This window comes from Paraburkholderia kururiensis (assembly GCF_034424375.1).
GTDB lineage: Bacteria > Pseudomonadota > Gammaproteobacteria > Burkholderiales > Burkholderiaceae > Paraburkholderia > Paraburkholderia kururiensis_A.
Genome location: NZ_CP139965.1, coordinates 2093538 through 2119415, shown reverse-complemented (window position 1 = coordinate 2119415; position 25878 = coordinate 2093538). Strand labels below are relative to the sequence as shown.

Sequence of the window (25878 nt, the reverse complement as noted above, 5' to 3'; positions counted from 1 at the left end):
GACTTCCGGTTCCGGGTTTCACCCGGGCCGCCTACACCGGCGAGATCGCGGCCACGGACAGCGCGATGCACAGCGGGCAGCACAGCAGCGTATCCACAAAGCCGAACACCGAGGTCTCGCCGTTGCGCTTGAATGCGCCGACATACCGGAAGTCGCCGATCGCCCGCAGAGAGAACGCAAGTGCGACCATGCCGGCCGCAACTCTCACGCTGGGCGGGTCGCGCCAGAGGTCGATCCAGCCGGCCCGCATCGCCACCACGGCCGCCGCCGCGCCGAAGGCGCCGGCGATCCCCACGAGCGCGACCCTCGAAGGCCGCACGCCGCGCGCGCCGCTGTGCGCCGAAGCCGCGACGGTAACAGCCCGCCGCCCGCCGAATGCCCAGTAGAGATGTACGAGTGCCAGCACGCACAGCACGGGTACACCGAACATCGCTCCGATCATTTCGCTCCCCTTCCCTATCCGTACGAACGGCGGCCGGACCGGCCGCCGTTCAGTGGCTAGAACACGTTGACGACCACGATCGTGAGCAGCGCCATGACGAGCCGCGACACCGCGTAGCCCGTCGCGTAGCCGATCACGGGCACGTTCGACTTCGCCACTTCCTGCAGCGAGCCGAGCGCCGCCGTGGTCGAGCGTGCGCCGGCACAGGCGCCCAGCATGATCCCCGGATGGAACTTGAAGACGTACCGTCCGAGCAGCAGCCCGACGATGATCGGCACGATCGTCACCAGCGTGCCCGCAAGGAACAGCGTGATCCCGTAGTGCTGGATGCCGCTCACGAAACCCAGCGCCGCGTTGAGCCCCACACACGCAATGAAGCCGTTCAGGCCCACGTTGTTGAACACCCAGATCGCGGGACCGGGAATGTGGCCGAAGGTACGCATCGTGGAGCGCAGGTAGCCGCAGATAATGCCGGCCACGATTGCACCGACCGCCGTACCCAGGCCCAACGGCACACCGCCGATATGCACCGTGATCGCACCGATCAGGCTGCCCGCCACGATACCGAAGGCCATGAACGCCATGTCCGAGCCTTCGAGGGGACGGTCCGCGTAGCCGAGCGTCCGCGCGATCTTCGCCACGTCCGGGCGTGCGCCGAGAATCTTCAGCACGTCGCCGCGGTGAATCTTCGTCTCGCGCCGCATGGGCAGCAGGACGTCCGAGCGCGTGACGTTAGTGAGAAACACACCGCGGCCAGGCTCGCCGAACAGGGCGTCGGAGATCTCGCCGAGCGTCTTGCCTGCATAGGCCTTGTTCGTCACCACGAGGTCGAGCAGTTCGGTCGGGAAGTCGAGCAGCGGCACGTCCTTCACCTCGGGGCCGAACTGCTCTTCGTAGGCGAGCAGCGGCGCGAGTCCACCAGACACCGCAACGATCGAGTCCGCCATCAACACGGTGTCGCCCTTGCAGTCGATCACGTCCATGCCGTCGCCAAGACGCATGCGGCGTACGAATACCTCGCGGTTGAACATCGTTTCGACGTCGGAGACCGTCTTGCCGATCAGCATCGGGTTCGTGAGGCGGAACGCCCGTGCGGAGTATTCGCGATACGCCGTCGTGCCGATCGGCGTGCCGACGCCGTGCTCGCGCTCGTAGTTTTCGCATTCGCGTGCAAGGTCGAAGCCGAACACCTTCGGCGCGACGTTGGCGAGTAGATATGCCGAGCCGATCGTGCCGAACGGATAGGTGACCGCGTACGCAATGGGCAACAGCGCAAGCGCGCTCTGCAACTGGGCCTGCTGCAAGCCCGACTGCTGGATCAGGTCGGTGGCGACGCCCAGCACCGTCGAGTTCGTATAGCCGCCCGAAAGCAGGCCGGCCGTGAGCGCACCGTTATAGCCGAGCAGCTTGCCGAGCGCGATGGCCGTGCCGGTACCCGCGAGGCACACGATGATCGAGAAGATGACCTGGGGCAGCCCGTCGCTGCGCAGCGCGCGAATGAACTGCGGCCCCACCGCATAGCCCACCGCGAACAGGAACATCGCGAAGAACGTGGACTGCAAGGCGACAGGCAGCTTGATACCGATCTGGCCGATCAGCAGCCCGGCGAGCAAGGTGGAAGTCACCACCCCGAGATTGAACTTGCCGAGTTTGAGATTACCGATCCAGAAGCCCACGCCGATCGTCAGGAACAGCGCGATCTCCGGGTACTTCTGGAGCGTGTGGACAAAGTATTCCATGATGAATCACCCGCTTGATTCGAGTAGTGGCGGATGCGCACGTTGCATGCGCATCCGGGGCGCAGGGGCAGCGTTCAATATGCCGGCCGGTAGAGCATGCTTTCGATCCACGAGCGGATTTCACGCGGTCGCGGCACGCGGGCAAGGCCCGCATCGAACATGTATTCGGCAATGCGGCTCGCGGTCGTGATTTCCGTTTCCAGGATGTGCTCCTGGCTCGGGAACAACATGCCCTTCGCCTGCAATGCCGGGCCGACCTGGTCGGCCGTGGCGTGCGCCGCGACGATGAAGCACTCGTCGGTCAGGCGCGCCGGGCGGCATGCGTAGGTCGCAAGACCAATGGCCGGGTAGATGTAGAAGTTGTTCGCCTGGCCCGGCCGGTACTGCACGCCGTTCAGCTCGAACTCGTCGAACTGCACGCCGGCTGCGAAGAGCGCGCGGCCGTTGGACCACGTGTAAGCCTGCTCGGCCGTGCACTCCGCCTTGTTGGTCGGGTTCGAGAGCGCGAAGATGACGGGCCGCTCGTTCAGGCGGGCCATCGTTTCGATGACTTCCTTCGTGAACGCGCCGCCTTTGGTCGACACGCCGACCAGCATGGTGGGCTTGAAGCGCTCGATGACTTCCACGAAGTTGCGGCTGGGCTTTTCGTCCTGCGCCCACAGCTTCTGCGCTTCCGTGAGATCGGTGCGCGACGATTCGACGAGGCCGTTCACGTCGAAGAGCCGCACGCGCTTGCGCGCTTCTTCGGCCGACAGACCGCGCGATTGCAGTTCCGCCGCGATCAGCTTCGCGATGCCGATGCCGGCCGAGCCCGCGCCGAGGAACAGGAACCGCTGGTCGGCCAGCTTGCCGCCCGTCTGGTTCAGTGCCGCCGAGATACCGGCGAGCACCACGGCCGCCGTGCCCTGAATGTCGTCGTTGTAGCAAAGAATGCGGTCGCGATAACGGTCGAGCATGCGGATGGCGTCGGTGCCCTTCCAGTCTTCGAAGTGCACGCAGCAGTCGGGGAACACTTCCTCCACCGCCTGGATGAACTCTTCGGTCAGCGCGTCGAGTTCGGCTTCGCTCGGCGGCAGCTCGCGTGTGCCCATGTAGAACGGGTCGGCGCGCAACTGGTCATTGGTCGTGCCGATGTCGAACAGCACCGGCAGCAGGCACGTGGGCGGCACCGCGGCGCAGGCCGTGTAGAGCTGCAACTTGCCGATGGGAATGCCCATGCCGTTCGCGCCGATGTCGCCCAAGCCCAGAATGCGGCCGCCCGTCGACACGCAGATGAAGCGCACGTCCTTCTCGGGCCAGTTGCGCAGCACCTCGGCAATGCGGCCTTTCATGTCGCGCGTGATGTACATGCCGCGCGCGCGGCGATACAGATTGCCGAACGCGAGGCAGGCGTCGGCGACGGTCGGGTCGTACAGGATCGGAATGAAGCGCTTCGGGTCCGACATGATCGTCTTGTAGAACACCGTCTCGTTGCGCGCTTCGAGATCGATCAGATAGACGTAACGCGCGAGGTCGTCGTCGAGACTGTCGAGATGGGAGAGCACGCGCTCCACCTGGCGGTCGAGCGATTCCACTGCGTGCGGCAGCAGGCCTTCGAGACCAAGCTGACGGCGTTCCTCGCGGGTGTACGCAGAACCCTTGTTCTTTGCCGGATCGTGCAACAACGCGGCGCCCGTGAGCGGGGCGGCAACGCGTACATTGAGCTTCTTCGCTTCGGCTGCATTGGTGATGGCCATGATTGCAATTCCTCTGGTGTGATCGGAAGTCGTACTGACACAAGCTCGCGAGAGCTTTCGCGATCTACTTTGCAAGGGGTATGCCAATCTGTCCTGATCGCCGCAAACGCTTGTCGTGCAAGGGTTTGCGGGCGACGTCGATGATCTTCCCCTGACGTTGCCGTTCGGCTTTACGAATGCGGGCGTCGAAGGCCGTTCGATATTTCGAATGCCTGAACATCGGTGCATGGCGCGCGCAGCACGATTAAACACAGGCAGTACGAGCACGAGCACAACGCGCAACGCGACAAGCGGGCTTCGGCCGCAGCGCGAAGCCCGCACACAGGAGCAGGTGAAAAAGCAGATGGAAGGAAACGAGCGGGGGAAACAGGCGGAAGAAACGAGCGCAGCAAAACGCGCAAGCGAAGCGCAGAAAAAAGCGCCCCGCCGCCGTCAGCTATCTTCGCCCTGTATCTCGTATTTGCGGATCTTGCCGAAGAGCGTCGTCTTCGGAATGTGCAGCGCCTCGGCCGCCCGCGACAGATTGCCGCCGTGACGGCGCAGCTCCTCCACGATGAGCCCGCGCTCGAACGCGTCGACGGTGGCCGTCAGCGAGACCGGTTCGGCGTCGTGCGTGCCCGGCGCACCCTTGAGGCCCAGCACGTACCGTTCGGCCTGGTTGCGCAGCTCGCGCACGTTGCCGGGCCACTTGTGAGCCAGCAGCTCACGCACCACGCTGTCCTTGATGGGCGGCGCCGGCCGGTCGAGCCGCAGCGCCGCCTGCTGCACGAACACGTCGAACAGCAGCGGAATGTCTTCCGGGCGCGAGCGCAGCGGCGGCAGCGTGATGGTCGCGACGTTGAGGCGGAAATGCAGGTCGGCGCGAAACTTCCCTTCGTCCGACAGCGCGAGCAGGTCGGCCTTGGTGGCCGCGATCACGCGGAAGTCCACGGGAATGAGCCGGTTCGAACCGAGCCGCTCGACGCTGCGCTCCTGGAGCACGCGCAGCAACTTCACCTGCATGGCGAGCGGCATGCTTTCGATCTCGTCGAGAAAGAGCGTGCCGCCCTGCGCGTGCTCGATCTTGCCGATGCGCTGGCGCGTCGCCCCCGAAAACGAACCGGCCTCGTGACCGAATATCTCGCTTTCGAACAGCGACTCCGGCAGGCCGCCGCAATTGAGCGCCACGAACGGCCCTTTGCGTCCCGACAGGTCGTGCAGGCAGCGCGCGACGAGTTCCTTGCCGGTACCGGTCTCGCCCAGAATCATGACGTCGGTGGAGAGCGGCGCCAGTTTCGCCACCAGTTCGCGCAGTTCCACGATGGCGGGCGAGCGCCCAACGATTCGATGCTCGAGCCCGCCGATTTCGGCCACCTTGCGGCGCAACCGTTGCACTTCGAGCGCGAGCGAGCGCTTTTCCAGCGCACGCTTGACGACCGACACGAATTCGCGCGACTGGAACGGCTTCTGGATGAAGTCATAGGCGCCGTCGCGCATGGCCTGCACGGCCATCTGCACGTCGCCGTGCCCGGTAATGAGGATGACGGGCAGATCGGCGTCGCGCTCCATGAGCTGACGCAGGAAGGCCATGCCGTCCATGCCCGGCAGCCGGATGTCGGAGACGACCACGAAGGCGCCGTCGTGCGGCAGATTACGCGGCACCTTCTCCACGCTTTCGAAGCCCGCCGCGCGCACGCCTTCCAGTGCGAGCGCCTGCAGGCAGCCCAGTCTCACGTCGTCGTCGTCCTCGACCACGATGACGTCGATGTTTTCTAGCATGACGCGTTTCCTTCAGACGGTGCGGCGCGCAGCATCAGGCGGAACAAGGCTCCGCCTTGCGGCCGGTTTTCGCAGGTGAGACTGCCGCCGAAGCTCGTGGCGATGTCGACGGAAATCGCGAGTCCGAGCCCGAGGCCACTCGCCTTCTTGGTGGTAAAAAACGGTTCGAACAGTCGCTCGCGCACGGCATCGGACAGGCCGATGCCGTTGTCGAGCACGTCGATGAACACATGCTCGCCGTCACCATACGTTCGATAAGCGCGAATGACGATCTCGCGCACGGCGCTTTCTTCCATCGCTTCGATCGCATTCGACAGCAGATTCACGAGCACCTGCTCGAGCCGCACGGTTTCGCCGAAGGCGAAAAGCGGCTCGGGCGGCGCCTCGATCTTCACCGCGACGTGTTCCTTTTCGAGCCGGTGAACGAGCAGCGCGACCGCGTTTTCGATGGACGGCACGAGCGGCATGGCGACGATCTCGCCGCTCGAACGCCGCGCGAACGAACGCAAACGTCCCGTGAGCGTGCCCATGCGTGTGACCAGTTCGCTGATGCGGCCCAGGTTGAACTGGGCCGTGGCCGTATCGCCGCGCTGCAGGAAACGCACGGCATTCTCCGAAAGCGTGGACATGGCCGCAAGCGGCTGGTTGATCTCGTGCGCGAGGCCCGCGGAAAGCTGCCCGATCACGGCAAGATTCTCGGTGCGGATGAGTTCGTCCTGGTAGTTGCGCAACCGCCGCTCCGACTCGATACGTTCGGCGACCTGCTGCTTCAGGTCTTCGTTCGCGATGCGCAGCTCCACGCTGCGGCGCTCGAAGCGCGTCTTGAGGCGCTCGTGCGCCGCCTCCAGCGCTTCGCGGGCAAGCTGCTGCTCATGCGTGTCGAGGCGCCGCTCATACACGATGTGCGCAAGCAGCGCGACGAGCGCCACCATCACCGCCACGAAGCCGGCCTGAGCCAGCGCGAGCCGTTCGGCGTCGGACGGATCGGCGAGCACGACGAGCTTCATCGCCAGTTCCGGCAGCGACGCGGTGACGGCGAGGTAGTCGCGTTCCTGGCCGGGCAGCCCGGCGCGCACGAACGGCCGGTCGCCGAACGGCGGCGTCACGCTGTTCCACGCGAGCGGACGCAGGTTCGCGCGATTGTATTGCTGGGTCTCGTCGAAACGGCGGCGCTCTTCGTCCGTGATGGCGTGGGTCAGTCGATACTTCCAGTCCGCCCGCGACGACAGCACGACCACGCCGTTCTCGTCGAGCACGACGACGCGCCGCTCGACGCCGTGCAGCCAGTCCTGCTCGATCCGGTCGAGGCCGATCTTGGTCGCGACGATGCCCACACGCCGGCCGGCGCCATCGTTTGCAGCGATCGCAAGGTAGTAGCCAGCCATGTTGCCGGTCGTTCCCACCGCGTAGTAGCCCACCACACGTCCCGGCTGCGCGCGCTGCACGTAAGGCCGGTACGAGATGTCGCGGCCGATGAAGCTGCCTGGCCCGTCCGGGTTCGACGACGCCACGACGTGCAGCGACGTATCGACGAGATAGGTCTGCAACGCGCCCGTGCTGTCGTTGAGGTTGCGCAGGATGTCGTTGATCGCCTCGCTGCGCTCGCGTGAATGGTCGCCCTTCAGGTACGCGATCACGTCGCGGTTCATGGAAAGCGCAAGCAGAAGCGTGTCGAACCGGTCGGTCTCGCGTTCGAGCCGCTGCACGTGCACCGGCAGCTCGCGGCTCGCAGAGGCCTCCAGACCTGCCACGCCAAGATCGAAGAAATAGCGGTAGGCGCCCACGAAGCACAGCACGGTGACCACCGCCGTGAGCGTGAGATAGACGATGGCGTCGCGCCGCCGGAACGAGCGGATGCACGCCAGTCTGGAAAGCTCGGCGTGGTCGCCCGGTTCGGTGGCGAGCCGCTCGCATGGCTCGGCGCAGCGCCGGTGGTAGCGGCAGTCGGCCGGCGGGTCGCTGCCGGCTTCGTCGTCGGCGCGCTTGATCGATACAGTCGTGGTCATTGTGGTGGTCCGTTGCTCTTGCCACACCAGATGGGCGGGCGGCGCGCGTCGTGCGCGCTCTTTCAAGGCAAGCCTCATGCCACCAGACCCGAGGCCCTCACCCGTTGATACAGCGCAAGCTTCCCCGTGCTTTGTACGCGGCGCGTTCGGTTTTCCGAACACAGGCCGCGCAAGGGGTTCGAAAAACCGAACGCCGGGCGGCGGCAGAGGTGTTGCGGCCGGGATGGCGTTGGCCGGCCGTCGGCGCCGTGCGGTTCGCGGCTGCTGCGCCAACCCGCCGCATCCCGCATGGCCTGCTCCTTGCGTCGGACAGCGCATCGCGCCTTTCAGCATCGGTCCTGCACCGGTGCGGCAGGCGCACCCGAACCATTCGTCCACGAGGAACAGCATGACGAACGAACGGCGCATCACCGTCGTGATCGACGGCCGTACGGCCGAAGTCGCCGCGACGCTTTCCATCGTCGAGGCCGCCGCCCATGCCGGCGCGCTCACGGCGAACGTCGGCTGCATGGGCCAGGGCGTATGCGGCGCCTGCCGCTGCCTCGTGCGGCGCGCGGGCGAACGCCAGGTCACGCCGTTGCTCGCCTGCGAAACGCGCGTGGAAGACGGCATGCAGGTGAGCTTCATCGACTACTTCACGCCGGACAAACCGCACCGCTACGACATGGGCCAGTTCGCCGACGGCTGGCACGCGCACCGCGAGCTGATGCGCGTGTTTCCCGAGGCGCACGACTGCCGCCACTGCGGCGGCTGCACGCGCGCGTGTCCGAAGGGTATCGACGTGGAGCGCGGCGTCGCACTCGCGGTGGCGGGCGACCTGCCAGGCGCTGCCGGCGTGTTCGACGCCTGCGTGATGTGCAACCTCTGCACGCTCGCCTGCCCGGAACGCATCTGGCCGAATCATCTGGGCCTCGCGGCGCGGCGCGTACAGACGGCACTGACGCTACGGCCCGTCGACCTCATCGCGCGCCTCGCGCAGCAGGACGCGGCAGGCGCCGAGCCGGGCATCCCGGGGCACAACGGCGAACGGCACGCTCACAGGGATTGATACGACCATGACCACTCCCTCCATCCGTTACGACGACGCACGCATGCGTCTGCTGCCGGGTCGCGACGTGCCCTTGCGGGCATCCGGCACCTGCGCCGCGGACCTCCTCGCCGCCTATCACCCCGACCATCGCGCAAGCGCGCGCACGCCGCTGCGCGTCGGCCCGAACGCAGGACACGCGTGCCACCCCGCGCTCGCGCGGCTTCTGGAGTCGGACGCGCTGATCGACGAAGTCGATCTGGCCGGCGCCCCGCCGCTGACCACGGACGTGCTCGTGATCGGCGGCGGCGGCGCCGCGGCGGCCGCCGCGCTCGAAGCCGCGGCCGCGGGCGCGGACGTGATCGTCGCCACCAAACTGCGCGTGGGCGACAGCAACACGGTGATGGCCGAGGGCGGCATAGAGGCCGCCGTGGGCAGCGACGACAGCATCGAGCGCCACTACGAAGACACGCTGCGCGGCGGACACGGCGCGGCCCGGCCCGAACTCGTGGCACAGCTCGTCGCCGACGGCCCTGGCGCGATCCGCTGGCTGATCGGCCTCGGCGTCGCGTTCGATCTGGAGCCCGACGGCCAACGGCTGCTGCGCAAACGCGCGGGCGGCACGAGCGCGGCCCGGGTGCTCTCGCATCGCGACTTCACCGGGCTCGAAATGATGCGCGTGCTGCGCGAAGCGGTGGAACTCGACCGGCGCATCACGGTGCTGAACCGGGCGCCCGCGCTCGAACTGCTCACCGACGAGAGCGGCGCGTGCGCGGGCGCGGTGCTCTGCGATCTCGAGCACGGCCGGCTGCGCCCCGTGCTGGCGCGGGCGGTCGTACTCGCCACGGGCGGCGCGGGCCGCCTGCACCTGGAAGGCTTTGCCACCTCGAATCACTACGGCGCAACGGCGGACGGCCTTGTGATCGCGTATCGGGCAGGCGCACGCGTGACCGACCTCGACAGCTTCCAGTACCACCCCACCGGCCTCGCGTGGCCGCGGCATCTGGCGGGCGCGCTCGTGTCGGAGGCCGTCCGTTCGGCGGGCGCGCGTCTCGTGAACGGTCTGGGCGAACGCTTCATCGACGAACTCTCGCCGCGCGACGTCGTCGCCGCCGCGATTCTGCGCGAATGCGCAGAAGGACGCGGCATCGAGCGCGACGGGGCTCTCGGCGTGTTCATCGACACACCGGACCTGCTCGCTCGCCAGCCCGACCTGCTTGCGACGCAACTGGTGGGGCTCGCCCATCTGGCCGCGAAATGCCAGATCGACCCCACACGCGAACCGCTGCTCGTTTATCCGACGCTGCATTACCAGAACGGCGGCGTCGTGATCGGCACAGACACCGCGACCGACGTCGCGCGGCTCTACGCCGCCGGCGAAGTGGCCGGAGGCATACACGGCCGCAACCGGCTGATGGGCAATGCGCTGCTCGACATCATCGCGTTCGGCCGGCGCGCAGGCGTGCACTCGGCCACATGCGCGGCAGAGCGTGGACCGACGGGCCGCGCCGGTCTCGGCCACGTCGCCGCATTCCGGCGGGCGCTCGCCATGGCGGGCGAGACGGCCGCCCCGCGCGCCCCGCTCCTGTACCCCGGGTACGGCAACTTCGATCTGCGCCGCCATCTGGCAGGCGGCGCAAGGGGGGATTAGCCATGGCACGCCAGAACGATCACCTGAACAAGCGCTTGAACCAACGTCTGCTGAGTTCCCGCTTCGACGTAGGGACCGATTACCGGCGCTGGCTCGCAGCGGGCGGCGGACACGGACTCGATGCCGCGCTTGCGAATCCCGCAGCGATCATCGATACCATCGAGGCCGCGGGCCTCGTCGGCATGGGCGGCGCGGGTTTCCCGACGCACCGCAAGTGGCGCGCGGCCGCGCAGGCGGCAGGGCTGCCTGCGAACGCGAACGCGGGCGAGGAAGCCGCCTCGCCCGGCACGGCACCGACGGTTCGCTACGTCGTCGTCAACGGCAACGAGGACGAGCCCGGTACGTTCAAGGACCGCCATCTCCTCTCGCACACGCCGCACCAGGTGATCGAAGGCGCGCTGATCGCGGCCCTTGCGATTCGCGCCACGCATGTCGTGTTCTACGTGAACCGGCGTCAGCGCGATGCACTCGCCGCGATGCGCGAAGCGCTCGCGCAATGGCAGACAAGCCAGCTCTTTGCGCGCCTCGCGGCGGCGCTCGGGCATCCGCTCGCGCTCGCGCTGAACGAGAGTTCGGGGCGCTACATCGGCGGGGAGGAAACGGCGGTCGTCTCGTGGCTCGACGGCGGGTTCCCCTTCCCGCGCAGCAAGCCGCCCTTTCCCGCCCAGGCGGGTATCGGCGGGGCACCTACGCTCATCAACAACGTCGAGACCATCGCTAACGCCACCCACGTCCTGCGTGACGGTGCCGAGGCGCACCGCGCGCTCGGCATCGGCGCGGCGAGCGGCACGAAGCTCTATTCGCTTTCGGGCGACGTGCTGCGCCCCGGCCTGTACGAACTGCCGATGGGCACACCGCTCGCCGACCTTGTATTCGGCTGCGGCGGCGGCATGCTGGGCGGCAAGGCGTTCAAGGCCGTGTTCACGGGCGGTCCGTCGAACACGCTCCTGACCGCCGCGGACCTGGACGTCGCGCTCGACTTCGAGTCGGTGCGCGCACGCGGTTCCAGCCTCGGCACGGGCGCCATGATCGTGCTGGGCGAAGGCACGAGCATCGTGCGCGAAGTGGCGCGCTACGTGGAATTCTTTGCGGCCGAGTCGTGCGGACAATGTCCGCCCTGCAAATGCGGCACGTTCCAGATGGCGCGCCTGCTGCATCGCATCGACACCGGCGTCGCCACGCAACGCGACGTGGATGCGCTCGCCAGCCTCGCCACGCTGCTGCCTCGCTCGGGGCGCTGCGGTCTGATCGATGGCGCGGCAACGGTGGTGCAGAGTTCGCTGCGCACGTTTCCCGGCGAGTACGGGCGGTGACGATGGTGGTTTCCGCGTAGCCGCAACGAGCCACCCGTCACGCCGCGATACCGGCCGGCAACGCGATGTCGCTCGTGCAAAAGACGTGGGACAAGTTTTGATGTGAGCGTGCGGCCACCGCGCCGCCCCACTCCAACATGCGTCGCTGCCCTCTCGCATTGCCCAGGGATCGACGCAACACGCGCGACACGCGACACCACGCACCTATTCCGCGGTTCCTGCTCGCGCGTGGGCCTGCTGCAAAAGCTGTCCGGCAATGGCCGCCACGCGCGCCACATGCGCCGTTGCCGCGTCGCGGGCACGTAGCGCGTCGCGGCAGCGAATGGCGTCGAGTATCTGGTTCATCTCGGCGACGGCCTGTCGTCCGCGGTCGTCAGAGGCGATGGTCATCGCGCGCAAACGGTTCACGCGGGCGTTCAACGTCTGGGCAATTTCCCATGCGACTTTTTTGCCGCCGCCGTCGAACATCTGCTCGTAAAACGACGTCGTGAGTTCGCGCACCGTTGCGTGCGCGTGCTCGTCGAACGCCCGCTGGATGCCGGCAATGCACGCGGCAAGTCGCGACACGACGCCGTCGTCGGCGAGCCGCGCGCAGGCCATCGCCGCGTCGCCTTCAAGCAGCGCACGGATCTCGTAGATCTGTTCCGCCGTATCCGCGTCGAGCACGGCGACGATCGGCCCCTGGTTCGGAATCGAGTCCACGAGCCCTTCCGCCTCCAGGTGCCGCAACACTTCTCGCACCACCGTGCGGCTCACGCCGAGTTCCTCGCACAGCGTGCGTTCCACCAGCCGCTCGCCGGGTGCGAAGTGCGCGTCCAGAATGGCGGTGCGCATCTTGTCGAGCGCGAGTTCACGCAACGTCGTCGTGTTGCGCTCCACCTTCAGCGAGACGACCATGCCGCTCGTCGTCGCCGTCATGCGGGCGCAAAGAGACGCACGTCCCGCGCATCCCAATCAACGAGCGCCTCGGTCCCGATCGCGAGGCCGCTGTCGTGGCGATGGCCTGCCGGCATGCGAATCGAGATCTCCTGCTGCCAGGGCGTCGCAACCGCGTAATGCATGGCGTCGCCCAGATACGTGATGTCGCGCACCGTGACGGGCAAACCCGCCGCATCGTGCTTTCCCTGCCACGCGCGAATGCGCATCTGCTCCGGCCGGATCATCAGCGTGCCGTCGTCTCCGGCCGCCAGCACCGACGCGAGGTGCGCGGCCGTTACCGCATGGCCATTCGGAAACACGCCGTTCATGCCGTTTTCGTTGTTCGACGTAACGCGCACCGGCAGGAAATTCGAGTTGCCGATAAAGCTCGCGACGAAGCGCGAAGCCGGGTTCGCGTACAGTTCTTCGCCCGTGCCCACCTGCTCGATGCGTCCTTTGTTGAACACCGCAATGCGATCCGACAGACGCAGCGCCTCTTCCTGATCATGCGTCACGTAAAGAATCGTGACGCCTGTTTCCTGATGGATGCGGCGCAGTTCGAGCTGTATTTCCTCGCGCAGCTTCTTGTCGAGCGCCGAGAGCGGCTCGTCCATCAGCAGCACCGGCGGGTCGTAGGCCAGCGCGCGCGCAATCGCGACGCGCTGCTGCTGACCGCCCGATAGCTGCGCCGGCATGCGGTCGCGGCAATCCGACAGATGCACGAGCTTGAGCATCTGTTCGACCTTGGCCTGCACTTCGCGGTCCGGCCGACGGCGCACGCGCAACGGAAACGCGACGTTCTCGCCCACGGTGAGGTGCGGAAACAGCGTGTAGCGCTGAAACACCATGCCGATGTTGCGCTTGTTCGGCGCCACCGAAAGCAGCGGTTTGCCGTCGAGCAGCACGCGCCCCTCGCTCGGCTCCTGAAAGCCCGCCACGATGTACAGCGTCGTGCTCTTGCCCGAACCCGACGGCCCGAGGAAGGTCATGAATTCGCCCTTGCGTACGTCCAGCGACACATGGTCGATGGCGACCACGTCGTCGTACGTTTTACGCAAGCGCTGGATTTGCAGGAATGCGGCAGTCATGGCTCATGCACCTCCTTATCGGGCGCGGCGCAATACCGCGCCCGCCAACATCAATACGGTCGTCAAGCCGACGAGCAGCGAAGACGCTGCCGCGACCACGGGCGTCAAATCCTGCCGCAGCGTGCTCCAGATGCGCACGGGCAGCGTCTGCAACGTCGGGCTCGCCATGAAGATCGAGATGACCACTTCGTCCCACGACGCGAGGAACGAAAAGATCGCGGCGGCGAAGAGCCCGAGCCGGATGGCGGGCAACGTCACGCGCAGCTTCACTTCGAGCGGCGACGCGCCGCAGATCAGCGCGGCATCTTCCAGCGCCGTGTCGAAGCTCACGAGCGAATTGCTGATGGAAATGATCGAGAACGGCAACGCGATGATGAGGTGGCCGATCACGAAGCCCACCATCGTGCCGTTCAAACCGATACGCAGCGTGAAGGCATACAACGCGACCGCCAGCACGACCACGGGCAGCACCATCGGCGTGAGAAAGAACGCCTGCACGGCGCTGCGTCCGCGAAACCTGCCGCGTACGAGCGCAAGCGAAGCGAGAAAGCCGATCGCGACGGAAAGCACGGTCACGATTGCCGCAAGCTGTGCGCTCGTCAGCAGCGAGTTGAGCCAGCCGGGATCGGTGAACAGCTGCCGATACCATTGCAGCGTCCAGCCAGGCGGCGGAAAGATCAGCCATTGCGAATCGCCGAACGACAACGCGACGATAAACACGATAGGCAGCAGCAGGAACACGGCGACGGCGGCGCCCACCGCCAGCAGCACCCAGCGCAACGCGCCCAGACGATCGAAGTCCAGCAACATGTCAGCGCCCTCCCGGATTCGCGCGCGCACCGCCGGTGAAGCGCAGCTGCAACGCATACAGCGAAAGGGTCACGGCCAGCAGCACGAACGCGGCGGCGCCCGCGAGCCCCCAGTTCAAGAGTTCCTGCACGAGCTGCGCGATCAGTTCGGCCAGCATCATGTACGACGGTCCGCCGAGCAGCGCGGGCGTGACGAAGTAGCCGAGCGCCATGACGAACACCATCAACGCGCCCGATGCAACGCCGGGCAGCGCGAGCGGCACCAGCACGCGCCAGAACGCCTGCCAGCGGCTCGCACCGCAAATCGCCGCCGCGCGCAACGTGGACGGGTCGATGCTGCGCAGCGTCGCATGCAGCGGCATGACGAGAAACGGCAGCATGATGTACGTCATGCCGATCGTCACGCCGACGAGGTTGTTCACGAGCGCAAGCGGCTCGCGGATCAACCCGAGCGCCATCAGCACACGGTTGATGGGGCCCGTGGCCTGCAGCAGCACCATCCATGCGAACGTGCGCGCAAGCAGATTGGTCCACATCGACAGCAGCAGGATCGCGAACAGCACGGAGCTGAGCTTGCGCGGCGCGACGGCCAATAACCACGCAGTCGGGAAACCGATCGCAACGGTGGCCATCGTCACGACGGTCGCCACAAGGAACGTATTGCCGAACACGCGCAGATACGTCGTCGACCCGAGCAGCTGCGTGTAGTTGTGCAGACCCGGCGTCGGTTCGAGCACGCTGCGCAGCAGAAGCGAAAGCACCGGCAGCAGGAAGAAAACCGCGAGCAGCAGCAAGGCCGGCGCGAGCAGGCGAACGCTGCGCCAATCGCGCCGCCGGCGCGAAGACGTTGCGGGCGGCTGGGCGACGGTACTCAAGACGTTAGGCATGGTGACTCCCAATCACACTGTGCGGCGCCCGCTGCGGGGCGCCGGGGTCATGCTTGCTTCATGCTTACTTCATGCTTGCTTCATGCTCACTTCGACTGCCACGCATACCAGCGCTTCGCGATCTCGTCGCGATGCTCGGCCCAATACTTCATGTCGAGGTCGATCTGGGACGACTTGTACTGGTCGGGCAGCGTCTTCGCGACCGCAGCGGGCATCAACGCCGGCGCTTTCACGTTGATCGGCGCATAGCCCGTATCCGCGGCGAACTTCGCCTGCGCCTGGGCGCTGGTCGCGGCGGCCAGATACTTCATCGCCTCGTCGCGATGTTTCGCGCCCTTCGGAATGACGAGCATGTCGGCCGCGGTCAGGTTCTGGTTCCACGAGATGCCCACCGGCACGCCCGTCTGTTCGAGCGCATGCAGGCGGCCGTTCCAGAACATGCCGATCGGCGCCTCGCCCGACGCGAGCAGTTGCTGCGACTGCGCGCCGCCGCTCCACCACACGATGTCGCTCTTGATGGTGTCCAGTTTCTTGAACGCGCGGTCGAGATCGAGCGGATAGAGCTTGTTGGCCGGCACGCCGTCGGCGAGCAGCGCCAGTTCGAGCACGCCCGGCGCGGACCACTTGTACAGCGTGCGCTTGCCGGGGAAGCGCTTCGTATCGAACAGATCGGTCCACGTCGCGGGTTGCGCGCCCGCGTACTTCGCCTTGTTGTAGCCCAGCACGAACGAGTAGTAGAAGCTGCCCACGGCGGCAGGCGACGTGAAGCGCGGATCGAGTTCGTCTTTCTTGACGACCGAAAAGTCGATCGGCTCGATCAAGCCCGCCTTCTGTGCGGCGTACGCGAAATCGCCTTCCACATCGACGACGTCCCACGTTACGTTGCCGCTTTCGACCATGGCCTTGAGCTTGCCGTAATCGGTGGGGCCGTCCATCAGCACGCTCACGCCCGTTGCCTTGGTGAAGGGCTGGGCCCAGTCCTTGTCCTGCGAAGACTGCGTCGTGCCGCCCCAGCTCGTGAAGACGATCGGCTCGGCCGCCGTAGCGCTTGCGGTTGCGAAGGCGGCCGCGCATGCCGTGATCAGCGCTGCCGTTTGAAAGACGTTCCTGCTGTTCATATTGGTCTCCTGCCTCAGGCAGTTGTCAATCGTGGAGTGGGGACATCGGGGAATGGTGTGGCCTTCATCCGAGCGGCGAGAAAGGCGCGGGCTTCATGATCTTGCTTTCCATTTCTTCCATCAGCGCCTGAATCTTCGGCGCGAAGGCCTGCCAGGCCGGGTCTGCGGCAAGCTGTGCGCGACGCCGTTCGCGTTCATCGAGGCTCGGGTAAGCCCAGATATGCACGATCTGGTTCAGCGGACCGATTTCCGAATAGAAATAGCCGACGAGTTGGCCCAGATACCGCTTCTGCAACCCGATGCCCTCTTCTTCCACGAGCTTCAGATAAGCGGGCACGGCGCCCGTCTTGATGCGATAGGTGCGGACTTCGTAGAACATGGCGACTCTCTCTTGAACGCTTGAACGCTTCAACGCATGACGAACGGGTCGGCGATCGGCTCGTCCGACGTGCGAATCCAGACCGACTTCGTGCGCGTGTAGTCGAGCACCGCTTCGAGGCCGCCTTCGCGCCCCAGACCGCTCAGGCCATAGCCGCCGAACGGCACGATCGGCGAGACCGCGCGGTACGTATTGACCCACACGATGCCCGCGCGCAATGCACGGGTCAGCCGATGCGCGCGCGTGAGGTCCCGCGTGAACACGCCGGACGCGAGGCCGTAGCGGCTGTCGTTCGCCAGCGCAATGGCCTCGGCTTCGGTATCGAATGCGACGATGCTGAGCACCGGGCCGAACAGCTCCTCCGTCACGCACGGCACGCGCGCATGCGGGCAATCGACGATGGTGGGCAGGAAGTAGTGGCCGGTAGTCATGCCGTCCGGCTGCGTGCCGCCCGCCACGACACGGCCGCCGGCTTCCACGCTCGCGCCCAGCACCTGCTGGATGTGGTCGAGTTGGCGACGGGTGGCGAGCGGCCCCATCTCGGTGGCGTCGTCCTGCGGGTCGCCAATGCGGATGGCGCCCGCCTTCGCGATCAGACGCTCGACCAGCGCATCGTGAATGCCGCGCTGCACGAGCAACCTCGAACCGGCCACACAGCTTTGCCCCGTCGCCGCGAAGATGCCCGCCACCACCGCGTTGCAGGCGCTGTCGAGGTCCGCGTCGTCGAACACGAGCACGGGCGACTTGCCGCCCAGTTCGAGCGACGTCGCCGCGAGGTTCTCCGCGGAATTACGCACCACGTGACGTGCGGTTTGCGGCCCGCCCGTGAAGGCGATGCGCGAGACGAGCGGATGGCTCGTCAGCGTGCGGCCGCATTCGTTGCCGAAGCCCGTCACGATATTGACCACGCCCTTCGGAAAGCCGGCCTCGTGCACGAGCCGCGCGAATTCCAGCAGAGGCGCGGGGCCGTCTTCGGAAGCCTTGAGCACCACGGTGCAGCCGGCCGCGAGTGCCGGCCCCACCTTCACGGCCGACAGGAACAGTTGCGAATTCCACGGCACGACGGCGGCGACGACACCCACCGGCTCCCGTCGCAACGTCACTTCCATATCGGGCTTGTCGACGGGTAGCCACGCACCCTGAATCTTGTCGGCCATGCCCGCGTAATAGCGGTAGTAGTCGGCGACGTAGCCGATCTGGCTGCGCGTCTCGCGAATGATCTTGCCGGTGTCCCGTGTTTCCAGTTCGGCAAGGCGCGGTGCATGCTGTTCGATCAACGCGGCGAGCCGGTACAGGAGCTTGCCGCGCGCACTCGCGGTGAGACTGGCCCATGCGCTGTCCGTGAGGGCGCGATGCGCGGCACACACGGCGCGATCCACGTCCTGCGCACTCGCCGCGGGCATGTGCGCCCATACGCTGCCCGACGACGGATCGATGCTGTCGAAATGCTCCGCGGCGTCTTCGAAGGCGCCGTCGATGTACTGCTGGAACCGTTGCAACATATCAAGCCGCTCCGTTCATGAAGTTGGCTTAGAGGCTCAGGGGCTGAGAAGCTCAGGGACTCGGTTTCAGCGCGCGCCGAATGCGGGCATCACCTCGGAGATGAACAGCTCGAGCGACTTGCGCTTGCGCTCGAAGCTCATGTGGCTGTCGAGCCAGAAGCTGTACTGGTCGTAGCCCAGTTCCTCGTAGTGCTTGAGCCGCCCGATGACTTCTTTCGGCTCGCCGATCACGAGGTTCTTGCGAATCGCCTCGTGCGAATACTGCGGGAACATCTCGACGTCGGCCTCCGTGAGCGGCTCCATGAAGCCTTGCGTGACCGGACGCTCGTTCTTGAACCATTTGGAGAAACACCGGTAGAAGTCCGCGAGGTCGGCAACGGCCGCGTCCACCTCGGCCGCATTGGCCCCGACGAACGTGTGCATCAGCATCATCACCTGCGGGCGCGGCACGTCCGGATGCGCGGCACAGGCGGCGTTGAAACGCTCCATCAGACTGACGACTTCGGCGTCGCCCGCGGCGAGCGACGTCACCTGCACGTTGCAGCCGTTGGCCACCGCGAACGCGTGCGAGTTCGGATCGCGCGCGGCGAGCCACATCGGCGGATGCGGCTGCTGGATAGGACGCGGCACCGGCGTCGTGGCGGGAAACGACCAGAATTCGCCCTGATGCGCGTAGTCGCCCTCGAACAGCTTGCGCAAGGCCGGCACGAGTTCGCGCATGCGCGCGCCGGCGCTCATGGCGTCGAGTCCCGGCAACAGGCGCTCGTACTCGAACGAATAGGCACCGCGCGCCACGCCGAGATCGAGCCGGCCGTTGCTCGCCACGTCGACCATGCCGGCCTCGCCCGCGAGCGCGATGGGATGCCAGAACGGCGCGATGACGGTGCCGGTGCCGAGCCGGATGCGCTCGGTCTTCGCGGCGAGATACGACAGATTCACGAACGGATTCGGCGCGATGGTGAACTCCATCGCATGGTGCTCTCCGATCCATGCCGTTTCGAAGCCGCCGCGTTCGGCAAGCTGCACGAGCTCGGTCATCTCGTCGAACAGTTCGCGGTGCGACGTCTTCGTGTCGTACCGCTCCATGTGCAGGAACAACGAAAATTTCATGATGTTTGCCTCCGATGGGCCGGCTGCCCGACACCGCTTCGTGTCCGGCAGCCCCGATGTCTGAATGCGTTCAGTGAGCCGCGGCGAGCGCCTGGACCGTGCCGGCTTCGCTGTCGCCCACATACACGCCGAACGCGTCTTCGCTTCGCTCGCGCATGTAGCGCTCGAGCATGGAGCGCTCGGCTTCGTCGTGTAACTCGTGCCACGGAATCTGCATTAATGGAACGATGCGGATGGGGCCGCCCGATTGCGGCGCAATGTCGTTCTTCACGCGGCCGCGGTAATAGATCTGCACGCCGGGCGTGGGCTGCCTGTCGGACTCGAACACGGCGAACAGAAAGTCCAGGTGCGCCTTGATGCCGAGCTTCGCCAGCACGCCCGCAAGGCTCGCGGCATCGCTCTGCGGTTCGAGCTTCGCGCCTGTGGGCAATTGCAGGCCTTGCGGCGTATCGAGCAGCACGAGCCCGTCGCGATGTTCGAGAATGGCGCCCACTCGCGCGCGGGTCCCGGTTGCCGCAAGCGCGTCGAGCGACAGGCTGAAATTGACGTACGCGCCGCGGCAATAGCCGAGCGGCGAAGATGGCGTATGAACGAAATCGAGGACGCGGCCGATCAGGATGATGTGGTCCCCCGCCTCCACCACTTCGTGGGTCGCGCAATCGAAGCTCGCCGCCGCGCCTTCCATGACGGGGGAACCCGTCACGCGGGCACGCCACGCGACCTGAGAAAACTTGTCTGCGGCCTTCGAGGCAAACACCCCGGACACGGCCTTCTGGTCTTCGGCCAGCACGCTCACGGCGAACTGGCGCGTTTGCGAGAACACCGGATAGCTCGATGCCGTCTTCGCGATGCAAACGAGGATCAGCGGCGGGTCGAGCGACACCGAGGTAAACGAATTGGCCGTGAAGCCGCGCGGCGAGCCGTCCGGCTGGATCGTCGTGACCACCGTCACGCCCGTGACGAAAGCACCGAGCGCGCGGCGGTATTCGGCGATATCGATGGTCTGTTCGTGGATGGGCTCCGTCATTGCATTCTCCTGATATCGGACCGTTGATCGCCGTTCGCACCGGCTTTCGATGTGTCGAGCAGGAATTCGAGCAACCGCTCGTTCACCTGCGCCGGATGGGTCACGTTCATCATGTGGCGCGCGTTCGCGATGATCGCGGCATGGCCGAGCGGCGCGGCGGCGGCCATGGCATGCGACATGACCGGATTCGAGTTCGCGTCGCATTCGCCCGTGAGAAACAGCGCGGGGACGGCGAGGTCGGCCAGCCTGCCGACATGCGCGTCGTCCGAGCAGGCAAAGAGCTGGTAAGTGCGCGCATAACCCACTGGGTCGACGTTCACGAGCAACGCGCGAATTGCCTCGGCCGCCTCAGCAAGATGCGGAGGCACCGGATCGCCGAACCAGCGCGCGAGGGTGGCGTCTACGCCCGTGTCGCCACCGCCTTCCGGGCCTGCCTGGGTGCCGGGTGCGCGCGGCGTGCGCGGTGATAAGCCGAGCATCGCCGCGCGGCTCATCACCGCTGCCCGTTGCCCGGGTGTGCGGTTGTAGACGGCGTTCAACGCCGCCACGCTCAACGTGCGCTGCGGATGCAGCAGGGCGAATTCGAGCGAGACGAGCGCGCCCATCGAATGCCCCACGACATGCACGCGCTCCACCTGCAAGGCGTCGAGCAGCCCTTCGAGTTGAGCGGCGTACTCGCCGAGCGTGGGCGTCGCCGTCGGCAGCCTGCTTTCGCCGTGCCCGAGCATGTCGTACGCAACGACCTGGTAGTGCTGCGTCAACGCGTCGATCTGCGGCGCCCACACGCTGTGGTTCATGCCCACGCCGTGAATCAGCACGACCGTCTCGCCGGCCATCGCCGCCTGCGACGGATAGAGGCTGTAGCGCGTGCCCGCGGCCAGGCCGCGCGTCACGGCACGGTCGAGCACAGGATCAACCTTCATTGGACGCCAGCTCCTGAAGGTCCTTCAGGTCCTGATAGCGGTCCCCGATACGGTGATGCGGGCGCCCGCCGATCGACGCGCCGAGCGCGATCACCAGTTCGTCGGGAGCGGGCGCATCGGTAATGGAAAACTGCACGGTCAGGTAATGCGAGCGCATGCCTTCGTCGTGCTTGTGCATCAGCGGAATCGAGATGGGGCAGTTCGGGCCGCCGCGCAGATTCGTAAAGCTCAGATAACTCTTCGCGCCGACCGCCTGGCGATAGTGATTGCCGAATCGCAACGTGTGGATCAGCGCGGAAGCGTGCTCGATTTCGCCAGACGTACCGACGATGGCCGCCTTGCCATAGCCTTCCACCGCATCGCCGGACCCCGCCGCGCGCAGGATTTCCGCCGTCAGCAATTCGCCGAGTTGCGGGGCAAGCCCGTGAATTTCAGGCTTCAGGTCTTCCACGAAGCCGCGGCCCGCCCACGGGTTGCGAAGCACGGCGGCCACACCGAACAGTTTCAACGGCCGCGGCGCAGCCTTGCCGCCTTCGATGAACGTTTCTTCGACGTAGCTGACCAGCTTGCGCACTTCTAGCTTCATAGCGTTCTCCTGACTTGAGCGATGCCCTGGATGTCATCGTTGAGATGATGGTATACCAGATTATGGCGCGCCAAAATTCAGGGATACTGTGGAATACCATAATATGGTGGAGGCGTTTTTGGCATGGTCCTTGCCATGCATTCGCCGCCGCTGGCGGACGCCGCGGCGCGGCGTTCGCATGCAGGCATCCAGATCGGGGATAATACGGAATACCATGTGCCGGAGTTCCCCCCGCCAGGCACTACCGGAAGCTCCTTTTGCCCTTATCTGCCATGTCCGACCTGAAAATAAACCGAACCGCCAAGACCCTGAGAGAACTGGCCCTCGACAAGCTGCGCGGCGCGATCGTGCAGGGCTATTTCAAGCCCGGCGCGCGGCTCGTCGAGCGCACGCTGTGCGATGAACTGGGCGTGAGCCGCACGGTGGTACGCGAAGTCCTGCGGCATCTGGAGACCGAAGGGCTCGTCGAAACAGCGGCGCGGCAAGGGCCCATCGTTGCGCGCCTCGATCCGGGCCAGGTGGAAGAGATCTATGAGCTGCGCGGCCTGCTCGAAGCGAACGCTGCCAACGCCTGCGCGGCGAGCGCAACGCCAGAGCTGGTGGCGCGGCTGCGCGGCATCCGGCGCATGATCGAGGCCGCCTTCGCGGCAGGCGACGCCTCGCGCGTACTCGAGCACACGGAACAGTTCTACGACGCCATGTTCGAGGGCGCGGGCAAGGTCGTCTCGCTCGGTGTCGTCAAGTCGCTGAACGCGCGCATCAACCGGTTGCGCGCGCTCACCATCGCCACGCCTGGCCGCAGCGACGAATCGAACCGCGAGATGAATGCGTTGCTCGATGCAATCGAACGCGGCGACGGGCAAGCCGCCGCGGCGGCGTCGTGCGCCCACATCAAGCGGGTATCGGAGCTTGCGCGGCGCGCGCTCGCCGAACAGGGCGAGGCAGCCGGTAGCACGTGAGTCAGCAGCGCGTGAGCCACGCGCCTGACGCCGACACGTTCACGGATGGTAGGCCGTCTCGCCGTGCGAACTGACGTCGAGCCCTTCACGCTCGCCGTCGGCATCCACGCGCAGCCCGATCGTCAGGTCGACCAGCTTGAACGCAATGATCGAGACGACCGCCGACCACACGAGCGACGTACCCACGCCCCAACACTGCGCGATCAATTGATCCGCGATGTGATAGTCGGCCACCTTGTTCGCGGTGTAGTCGTAGATGCCGGTGCCGCCCAGCGACGGCGATGCGAACACGCCGGTCAGGAGCGCGCCGGCAATTCCGCCGATGCAATGCACGCCGAACACGTCCAGTGAATCGTCCACGCCGATCAGCCGCTTAAGTCCGTTCACGCCCCAGTAGCACAGCGCGCCGGCCACGCCGCCCATCACAAGCGCGCCCATCGGACCGACGAAGCCGCACGCGGGCGTGATGACGACGAGGCCCGCAATAGCGCCCGACACCGCGCCGAGCATCGACGGCTTCTTCTTCAGCGCCCACTCGACGCCGGTCCACGAGACCGTGGCGGCGCACGTGGCGAGCAGCGTCGTGACGAACGCGAGCGTCGCGCCACCGCTTGCCTCCAGCGCGGAGCCCACATTGAAGCCGAACCATCCCACCCACAACAGCGACGCGCCGATCATCGTCATCGTCAGGCTATGCGGCGCCATGGACTCGCGACCAAAGCCCACCCGCTTGCCGATCATCACGGCGCCCACGAGCGCCGCGATCCCGGCATTGATATGGACGACGGTTCCGCCCGCGAAGTCGATGGCGCCCTTCTGGAACAGGAAGCCGGCCGAAGCGTTGGCCTTGTCGGCCGCCGCGGCGCTGGTATAGGCGTCCGGACCCGCCCAGTACCAGACCATGTGCGCGATGGGCAGATATGAGAAGGTGAACCAGAGCACCATGAACATGAGCACGGCGGAAAACTTCGCGCGCTCCGCGATGCCGCCCACGATCAGCGCCGGAGTGATCGCCGCGAACGTCAGTTGAAACGACACGTAGATGAATTCCGGAATCACCACGCCCTTGCTGAACGTCGCGGCAGTCGAGTCCGGCGTGATGCCCGCGAGAAACGCCTTGCTGAGGCCACCGAAGAACGCATTACCCTCGGTGAACGCGATGCTGTAACCGTAGAGCGCCCACAGCACGCCGAGCAGGCAAAAGACCACCAGCGTCTGCATGAGGATGGACAGCATGTTCTTCGCGCGCACCATGCCGCCGTAAAAGAGCCCCAGCCCCGGTGCCGCCATCATCACCACGAGCAGCGTGGCGACGATCATCCACGCCGTATCTCCCTTGTTCGGCATCGGAGCGGCCGGGCCGGTCTGTGCCCAGGCGGGCATCGCGAGGAAGAGCGTTCCCATCAATGCAAGCAAGCCGATCATTCTCTTCATTTGCCGATACCTTGAATAAAAGGAGGCGGCGCTCCCCGGCAAGGGGCGCGCCGAAAGAAAAACACGTAAAAGGAACGTTCCTGTCGCCGCGGCAAGCGCAACGCTAGTCGCGCATGCCCGGAATCCACGACGTGCCGGCGAGCGGCACGCGCGCCATGGCGGCCGCCTCGACCGTCAGCGCAACCAGATCCTCCCGTTCGAGGTGATGCACGTTCTGCTTGCCGCACGCCCGCGCGATGGTGGCCAGTTCCATGTTCAGCGTCTTCAGGTAGTTCCGCACACGACGTGCGCCCTCTTCCGGTTCGAGACGCCGTTCGAGCACGGCGTCCTGGGTCGTGACGCCGACCGGGCACTTGCCGGTGTGGCAGTGATGACAGAAGCCGGGCGACGTATGCAGCGCCGCGTAATCGGCCACGGCCGAATGCAGCATGCCGTCCTGGAAGTACGTTTCGCCGTTGCAGCCGAGCGCCATCAGCACGCCCTGGCCGATCGCGACGGCGTCCGCGCCGAGCGCGAGCGCCTTCGCCACGTCCGCACCGGTGCGAATGCCGCCCGACACGATGAGCTGCACCTGGCCTTTCATGTTCAGATCCTCGAGCGCGTCCACCGCCTGACGGACCGCGGCGAGCGTCGGAATGCCGACGTTCTCGATGAAGCAGGTCTGGGTGGCCGCCGTGCCGCCCTGCATGCCGTCGACCACGACGACATCTGCGCCCGCATGCACGGCGAGCTTCACGTCGTTGAAGGTGCGCGTCGCGCCCACCTTCACGTAGATCGGCTTTTCCCAATCGGTGATCTCGCGCAGTTCCTGAATCTTGATCGCGAGATCGTCGGGGCCGGTCCAATCCGGGTGGCGGCTCGCCGAACGCTGGTCCACGCCGGCCGGCAGCGTGCGCATGGCGGCCACGCGCGGGTTCACCTTCTGCCCGAGCAGCATGCCGCCGCCGCCCGGCTTCGCACCCTGCCCGATCACCACCTCGATGGCGTCGGCACGGCGCACGTCGTCGGGGTTGAAGCCATAGCGCGAGGGCAGGCACTGATAGACGAGCGTTTTCGACGAAAGACGCTCCTCCTGCGTCATGCCGCCGTCGCCGGTCGTGGTCGACGTGCCGGCCGCCGTCGCCGCACGACCGAGCGCCTCCTTCACGTTCGCCGACAGCGCGCCGAAGCTCATCCCCGCCACGGTGATCGGAATGTCGAGCACGATGGGCTTTTTCGCGAAGCGCGTGCCGAGCACGGTCTGTGTCGAGCACTTCTCGCGATAGCCCTCCAGCGGATAACGCGACAACGACGCGCCGAGAAACAGCAGGTCGTCGAAATGCGGCACGTGGCGCTTCGCGCCCAGACCGCGAATCTCGTAAAGACCGCGCTGCGCGGCCGTGTGGATGTAGTCGATCGTCTTGCGGTCGTAGCCGTACGACTCTTCCTGCTGCAAGCGTGCGAAATGAACGGGTTTGACTTCCATG

General features: G+C 66.2%; 22 protein-coding genes. 4 read left to right on the top strand and 18 right to left on the bottom strand.

Going from position 1 to position 25878, the window contains the following annotated elements; translation table 11 throughout:
* Positions 1–31: 31 nt before the first annotated feature.
* The 5 genes from U0042_RS09545 to U0042_RS09525 form a co-directional block, all read right to left on the bottom strand.
* A complete protein-coding gene (locus U0042_RS09545; protein WP_232833547.1) occupies positions 32–430 on the bottom strand; it encodes a DUF3995 domain-containing protein in 399 nt (132 codons plus the stop codon).
* 68 nt (positions 431–498) lie between these two features.
* Complete coding sequence (aspT, locus tag U0042_RS09540; RefSeq protein ID WP_114814386.1) at positions 499–2181, bottom strand: aspartate-alanine antiporter; 1683 nt, start codon at positions 2179–2181, stop codon at positions 499–501.
* A gap of 74 nt (positions 2182–2255) precedes the next feature.
* Positions 2256–3917 (bottom strand): NAD-dependent malic enzyme, encoded by a 1662-nt coding sequence (locus U0042_RS09535; protein WP_114814387.1) that lies wholly within the window; start codon positions 3915–3917, stop codon positions 2256–2258.
* 432 nt (positions 3918–4349) lie between these two features.
* Entirely contained in the window at positions 4350–5675 is a 1326-nt protein-coding gene (locus tag U0042_RS09530) for a sigma-54-dependent transcriptional regulator (protein ID WP_114814388.1), read from the bottom strand.
* Positions 5669–7681 carry a sensor histidine kinase gene (locus U0042_RS09525; protein WP_114814389.1) on the bottom strand — a complete coding sequence of 671 codons (2013 nt, stop codon included), beginning with the start codon at positions 7679–7681 and terminating at the stop codon, positions 5669–5671. The genes U0042_RS09530 and U0042_RS09525 overlap by 7 nt, the downstream gene beginning before the upstream one ends.
* A 388-nt stretch (positions 7682–8069) precedes the next feature.
* On the opposite strand from U0042_RS09525, the gene U0042_RS09520 reads away from it, so the two are divergent.
* Genes U0042_RS09520 through U0042_RS09510 form a run of 3 tightly spaced genes read left to right on the top strand, consistent with a single transcriptional unit; the run spans position 8070 to position 11672 of the window.
* Positions 8070–8729, top strand: a complete 660-nt coding sequence (locus tag U0042_RS09520) for a 4Fe-4S dicluster domain-containing protein (protein WP_114814417.1) — start codon at positions 8070–8072, stop codon at positions 8727–8729.
* Between the two features lie 7 nt (positions 8730–8736).
* Entirely contained in the window at positions 8737–10359 is a 1623-nt protein-coding gene (locus U0042_RS09515) for an FAD-binding protein (protein WP_114814390.1), read from the top strand.
* A gap of 2 nt (positions 10360–10361) precedes the next feature.
* A complete protein-coding gene (locus U0042_RS09510; protein ID WP_114814391.1) occupies positions 10362–11672 on the top strand; it encodes an NADH-ubiquinone oxidoreductase-F iron-sulfur binding region domain-containing protein in 1311 nt (436 codons plus the stop codon).
* A gap of 204 nt (positions 11673–11876) precedes the next feature.
* On the opposite strand, the gene U0042_RS09505 is transcribed toward U0042_RS09510, so the two are convergent.
* The 11 genes from U0042_RS09505 to U0042_RS09455 form a co-directional block, all read right to left on the bottom strand.
* Positions 11877–12590, bottom strand: a complete 714-nt coding sequence (locus tag U0042_RS09505) for a GntR family transcriptional regulator (protein ID WP_114814392.1) — start codon at positions 12588–12590, stop codon at positions 11877–11879.
* Complete coding sequence (locus tag U0042_RS09500) at positions 12587–13678, bottom strand: ABC transporter ATP-binding protein (RefSeq protein WP_114814393.1); 1092 nt, start codon at positions 13676–13678, stop codon at positions 12587–12589. The genes U0042_RS09505 and U0042_RS09500 overlap by 4 nt, the downstream gene beginning before the upstream one ends.
* A gap of 15 nt (positions 13679–13693) precedes the next feature.
* Positions 13694–14488, bottom strand: a complete 795-nt coding sequence (locus U0042_RS09495) for an ABC transporter permease (RefSeq protein ID WP_114814394.1) — start codon at positions 14486–14488, stop codon at positions 13694–13696.
* Between the two features lies 1 nt (position 14489).
* Entirely contained in the window at positions 14490–15374 is an 885-nt protein-coding gene (locus U0042_RS09490; RefSeq protein WP_114814395.1) for an ABC transporter permease, read from the bottom strand.
* A gap of 86 nt (positions 15375–15460) precedes the next feature.
* Complete coding sequence (locus tag U0042_RS09485) at positions 15461–16492, bottom strand: ABC transporter substrate-binding protein (protein ID WP_114814396.1); 1032 nt, start codon at positions 16490–16492, stop codon at positions 15461–15463.
* Between the two features lie 64 nt (positions 16493–16556).
* Positions 16557–16871, bottom strand: a complete 315-nt coding sequence (locus U0042_RS09480) for an NIPSNAP family protein (RefSeq protein ID WP_114814397.1) — start codon at positions 16869–16871, stop codon at positions 16557–16559.
* 29 nt (positions 16872–16900) lie between these two features.
* Positions 16901–18373 (bottom strand): aldehyde dehydrogenase, encoded by a 1473-nt coding sequence (locus U0042_RS09475; RefSeq protein WP_114814398.1) that lies wholly within the window; start codon positions 18371–18373, stop codon positions 16901–16903.
* Between the two features lie 66 nt (positions 18374–18439).
* Positions 18440–19483, bottom strand: coding sequence for an LLM class flavin-dependent oxidoreductase (locus U0042_RS09470; RefSeq protein WP_114814399.1), 1044 nt, complete (start codon positions 19481–19483; stop codon positions 18440–18442).
* A gap of 70 nt (positions 19484–19553) precedes the next feature.
* The gene (locus tag U0042_RS09465) at positions 19554–20510 is read right to left on the bottom strand and encodes a flavin reductase family protein (RefSeq protein WP_114814400.1); all 957 of its coding nucleotides are present in this window, start codon (positions 20508–20510) and stop codon (positions 19554–19556) included.
* Positions 20507–21433, bottom strand: a complete 927-nt coding sequence (locus U0042_RS09460; RefSeq protein ID WP_114814401.1) for an alpha/beta fold hydrolase — start codon at positions 21431–21433, stop codon at positions 20507–20509. The genes U0042_RS09465 and U0042_RS09460 overlap by 4 nt, the downstream gene beginning before the upstream one ends.
* Complete coding sequence (locus tag U0042_RS09455) at positions 21423–22019, bottom strand: amino acid synthesis family protein (protein ID WP_114814402.1); 597 nt, start codon at positions 22017–22019, stop codon at positions 21423–21425. The genes U0042_RS09460 and U0042_RS09455 overlap by 11 nt, the downstream gene beginning before the upstream one ends.
* A 272-nt stretch (positions 22020–22291) precedes the next feature.
* Here U0042_RS09455 and U0042_RS09450 point away from each other — a divergent pair, with 272 nt between their 5' ends.
* A complete protein-coding gene (locus U0042_RS09450; RefSeq protein WP_114814403.1) occupies positions 22292–22978 on the top strand; it encodes a GntR family transcriptional regulator in 687 nt (228 codons plus the stop codon).
* 39 nt (positions 22979–23017) lie between these two features.
* Here U0042_RS09450 and U0042_RS09445 read toward each other — a convergent pair whose 3' ends face one another.
* Entirely contained in the window at positions 23018–24403 is a 1386-nt protein-coding gene (locus U0042_RS09445; RefSeq protein WP_114814404.1) for an ammonium transporter, read from the bottom strand.
* Between the two features lie 112 nt (positions 24404–24515).
* Positions 24516–25877, bottom strand: a complete 1362-nt coding sequence (locus tag U0042_RS09440; protein ID WP_114814405.1) for an FMN-binding glutamate synthase family protein — start codon at positions 25875–25877, stop codon at positions 24516–24518.
* Position 25878 lies beyond the last annotated feature (1 nt).

Bases quoted from the DNA above. Each gene is read 5' to 3' on its own strand.
- U0042_RS09445 (WP_114814404.1), bottom strand. From the start codon at position 24,403: ATGATCGGCTTGCTTGCATTGATGGGAACGCTCTTCCTCGCGATGCCC.
- U0042_RS09535 (WP_114814387.1), bottom strand. From the start codon at position 3,917: ATGGCCATCACCAATGCAGCCGAAGCGAAGAAGCTCAATGTACGCGTT.
- U0042_RS09500 (WP_114814393.1), bottom strand. From the start codon at position 13,678: ATGACTGCCGCATTCCTGCAAATCCAGCGCTTGCGTAAAACGTACGAC.
- U0042_RS09460 (WP_114814401.1), bottom strand. From the start codon at position 21,433: ATGAAGGTTGATCCTGTGCTCGACCGTGCCGTGACGCGCGGCCTGGCC.
- U0042_RS09515 (WP_114814390.1), top strand. From the start codon at position 8,737: ATGACCACTCCCTCCATCCGTTACGACGACGCACGCATGCGTCTGCTG.
- U0042_RS09480 (WP_114814397.1), bottom strand. From the start codon at position 16,871: ATGTTCTACGAAGTCCGCACCTATCGCATCAAGACGGGCGCCGTGCCC.
- U0042_RS09520 (WP_114814417.1), top strand. From the start codon at position 8,070: ATGACGAACGAACGGCGCATCACCGTCGTGATCGACGGCCGTACGGCC.
- U0042_RS09465 (WP_114814400.1), bottom strand. From the start codon at position 20,510: ATGACGGAGCCCATCCACGAACAGACCATCGATATCGCCGAATACCGC.
- U0042_RS09495 (WP_114814394.1), bottom strand. From the start codon at position 14,488: ATGTTGCTGGACTTCGATCGTCTGGGCGCGTTGCGCTGGGTGCTGCTG.
- U0042_RS09470 (WP_114814399.1), bottom strand. From the start codon at position 19,483: ATGAAATTTTCGTTGTTCCTGCACATGGAGCGGTACGACACGAAGACG.
- U0042_RS09475 (WP_114814398.1), bottom strand. From the start codon at position 18,373: ATGTTGCAACGGTTCCAGCAGTACATCGACGGCGCCTTCGAAGACGCC.
- U0042_RS09545 (WP_232833547.1), bottom strand. From the start codon at position 430: ATGTTCGGTGTACCCGTGCTGTGCGTGCTGGCACTCGTACATCTCTAC.
- U0042_RS09450 (WP_114814403.1), top strand. From the start codon at position 22,292: ATGTCCGACCTGAAAATAAACCGAACCGCCAAGACCCTGAGAGAACTG.
- U0042_RS09510 (WP_114814391.1), top strand. From the start codon at position 10,362: ATGGCACGCCAGAACGATCACCTGAACAAGCGCTTGAACCAACGTCTG.
- U0042_RS09455 (WP_114814402.1), bottom strand. From the start codon at position 22,019: ATGAAGCTAGAAGTGCGCAAGCTGGTCAGCTACGTCGAAGAAACGTTC.
- U0042_RS09485 (WP_114814396.1), bottom strand. From the start codon at position 16,492: ATGAACAGCAGGAACGTCTTTCAAACGGCAGCGCTGATCACGGCATGC.
- U0042_RS09530 (WP_114814388.1), bottom strand. From the start codon at position 5,675: ATGCTAGAAAACATCGACGTCATCGTGGTCGAGGACGACGACGACGTG.
- U0042_RS09490 (WP_114814395.1), bottom strand. From the start codon at position 15,374: ATGCCTAACGTCTTGAGTACCGTCGCCCAGCCGCCCGCAACGTCTTCG.
- U0042_RS09440 (WP_114814405.1), bottom strand. From the start codon at position 25,877: ATGGAAGTCAAACCCGTTCATTTCGCACGCTTGCAGCAGGAAGAGTCG.
- U0042_RS09525 (WP_114814389.1), bottom strand. From the start codon at position 7,681: ATGACCACGACTGTATCGATCAAGCGCGCCGACGACGAAGCCGGCAGC.
- aspT (WP_114814386.1), bottom strand. From the start codon at position 2,181: ATGGAATACTTTGTCCACACGCTCCAGAAGTACCCGGAGATCGCGCTG.
- U0042_RS09505 (WP_114814392.1), bottom strand. From the start codon at position 12,590: ATGACGGCGACGACGAGCGGCATGGTCGTCTCGCTGAAGGTGGAGCGC.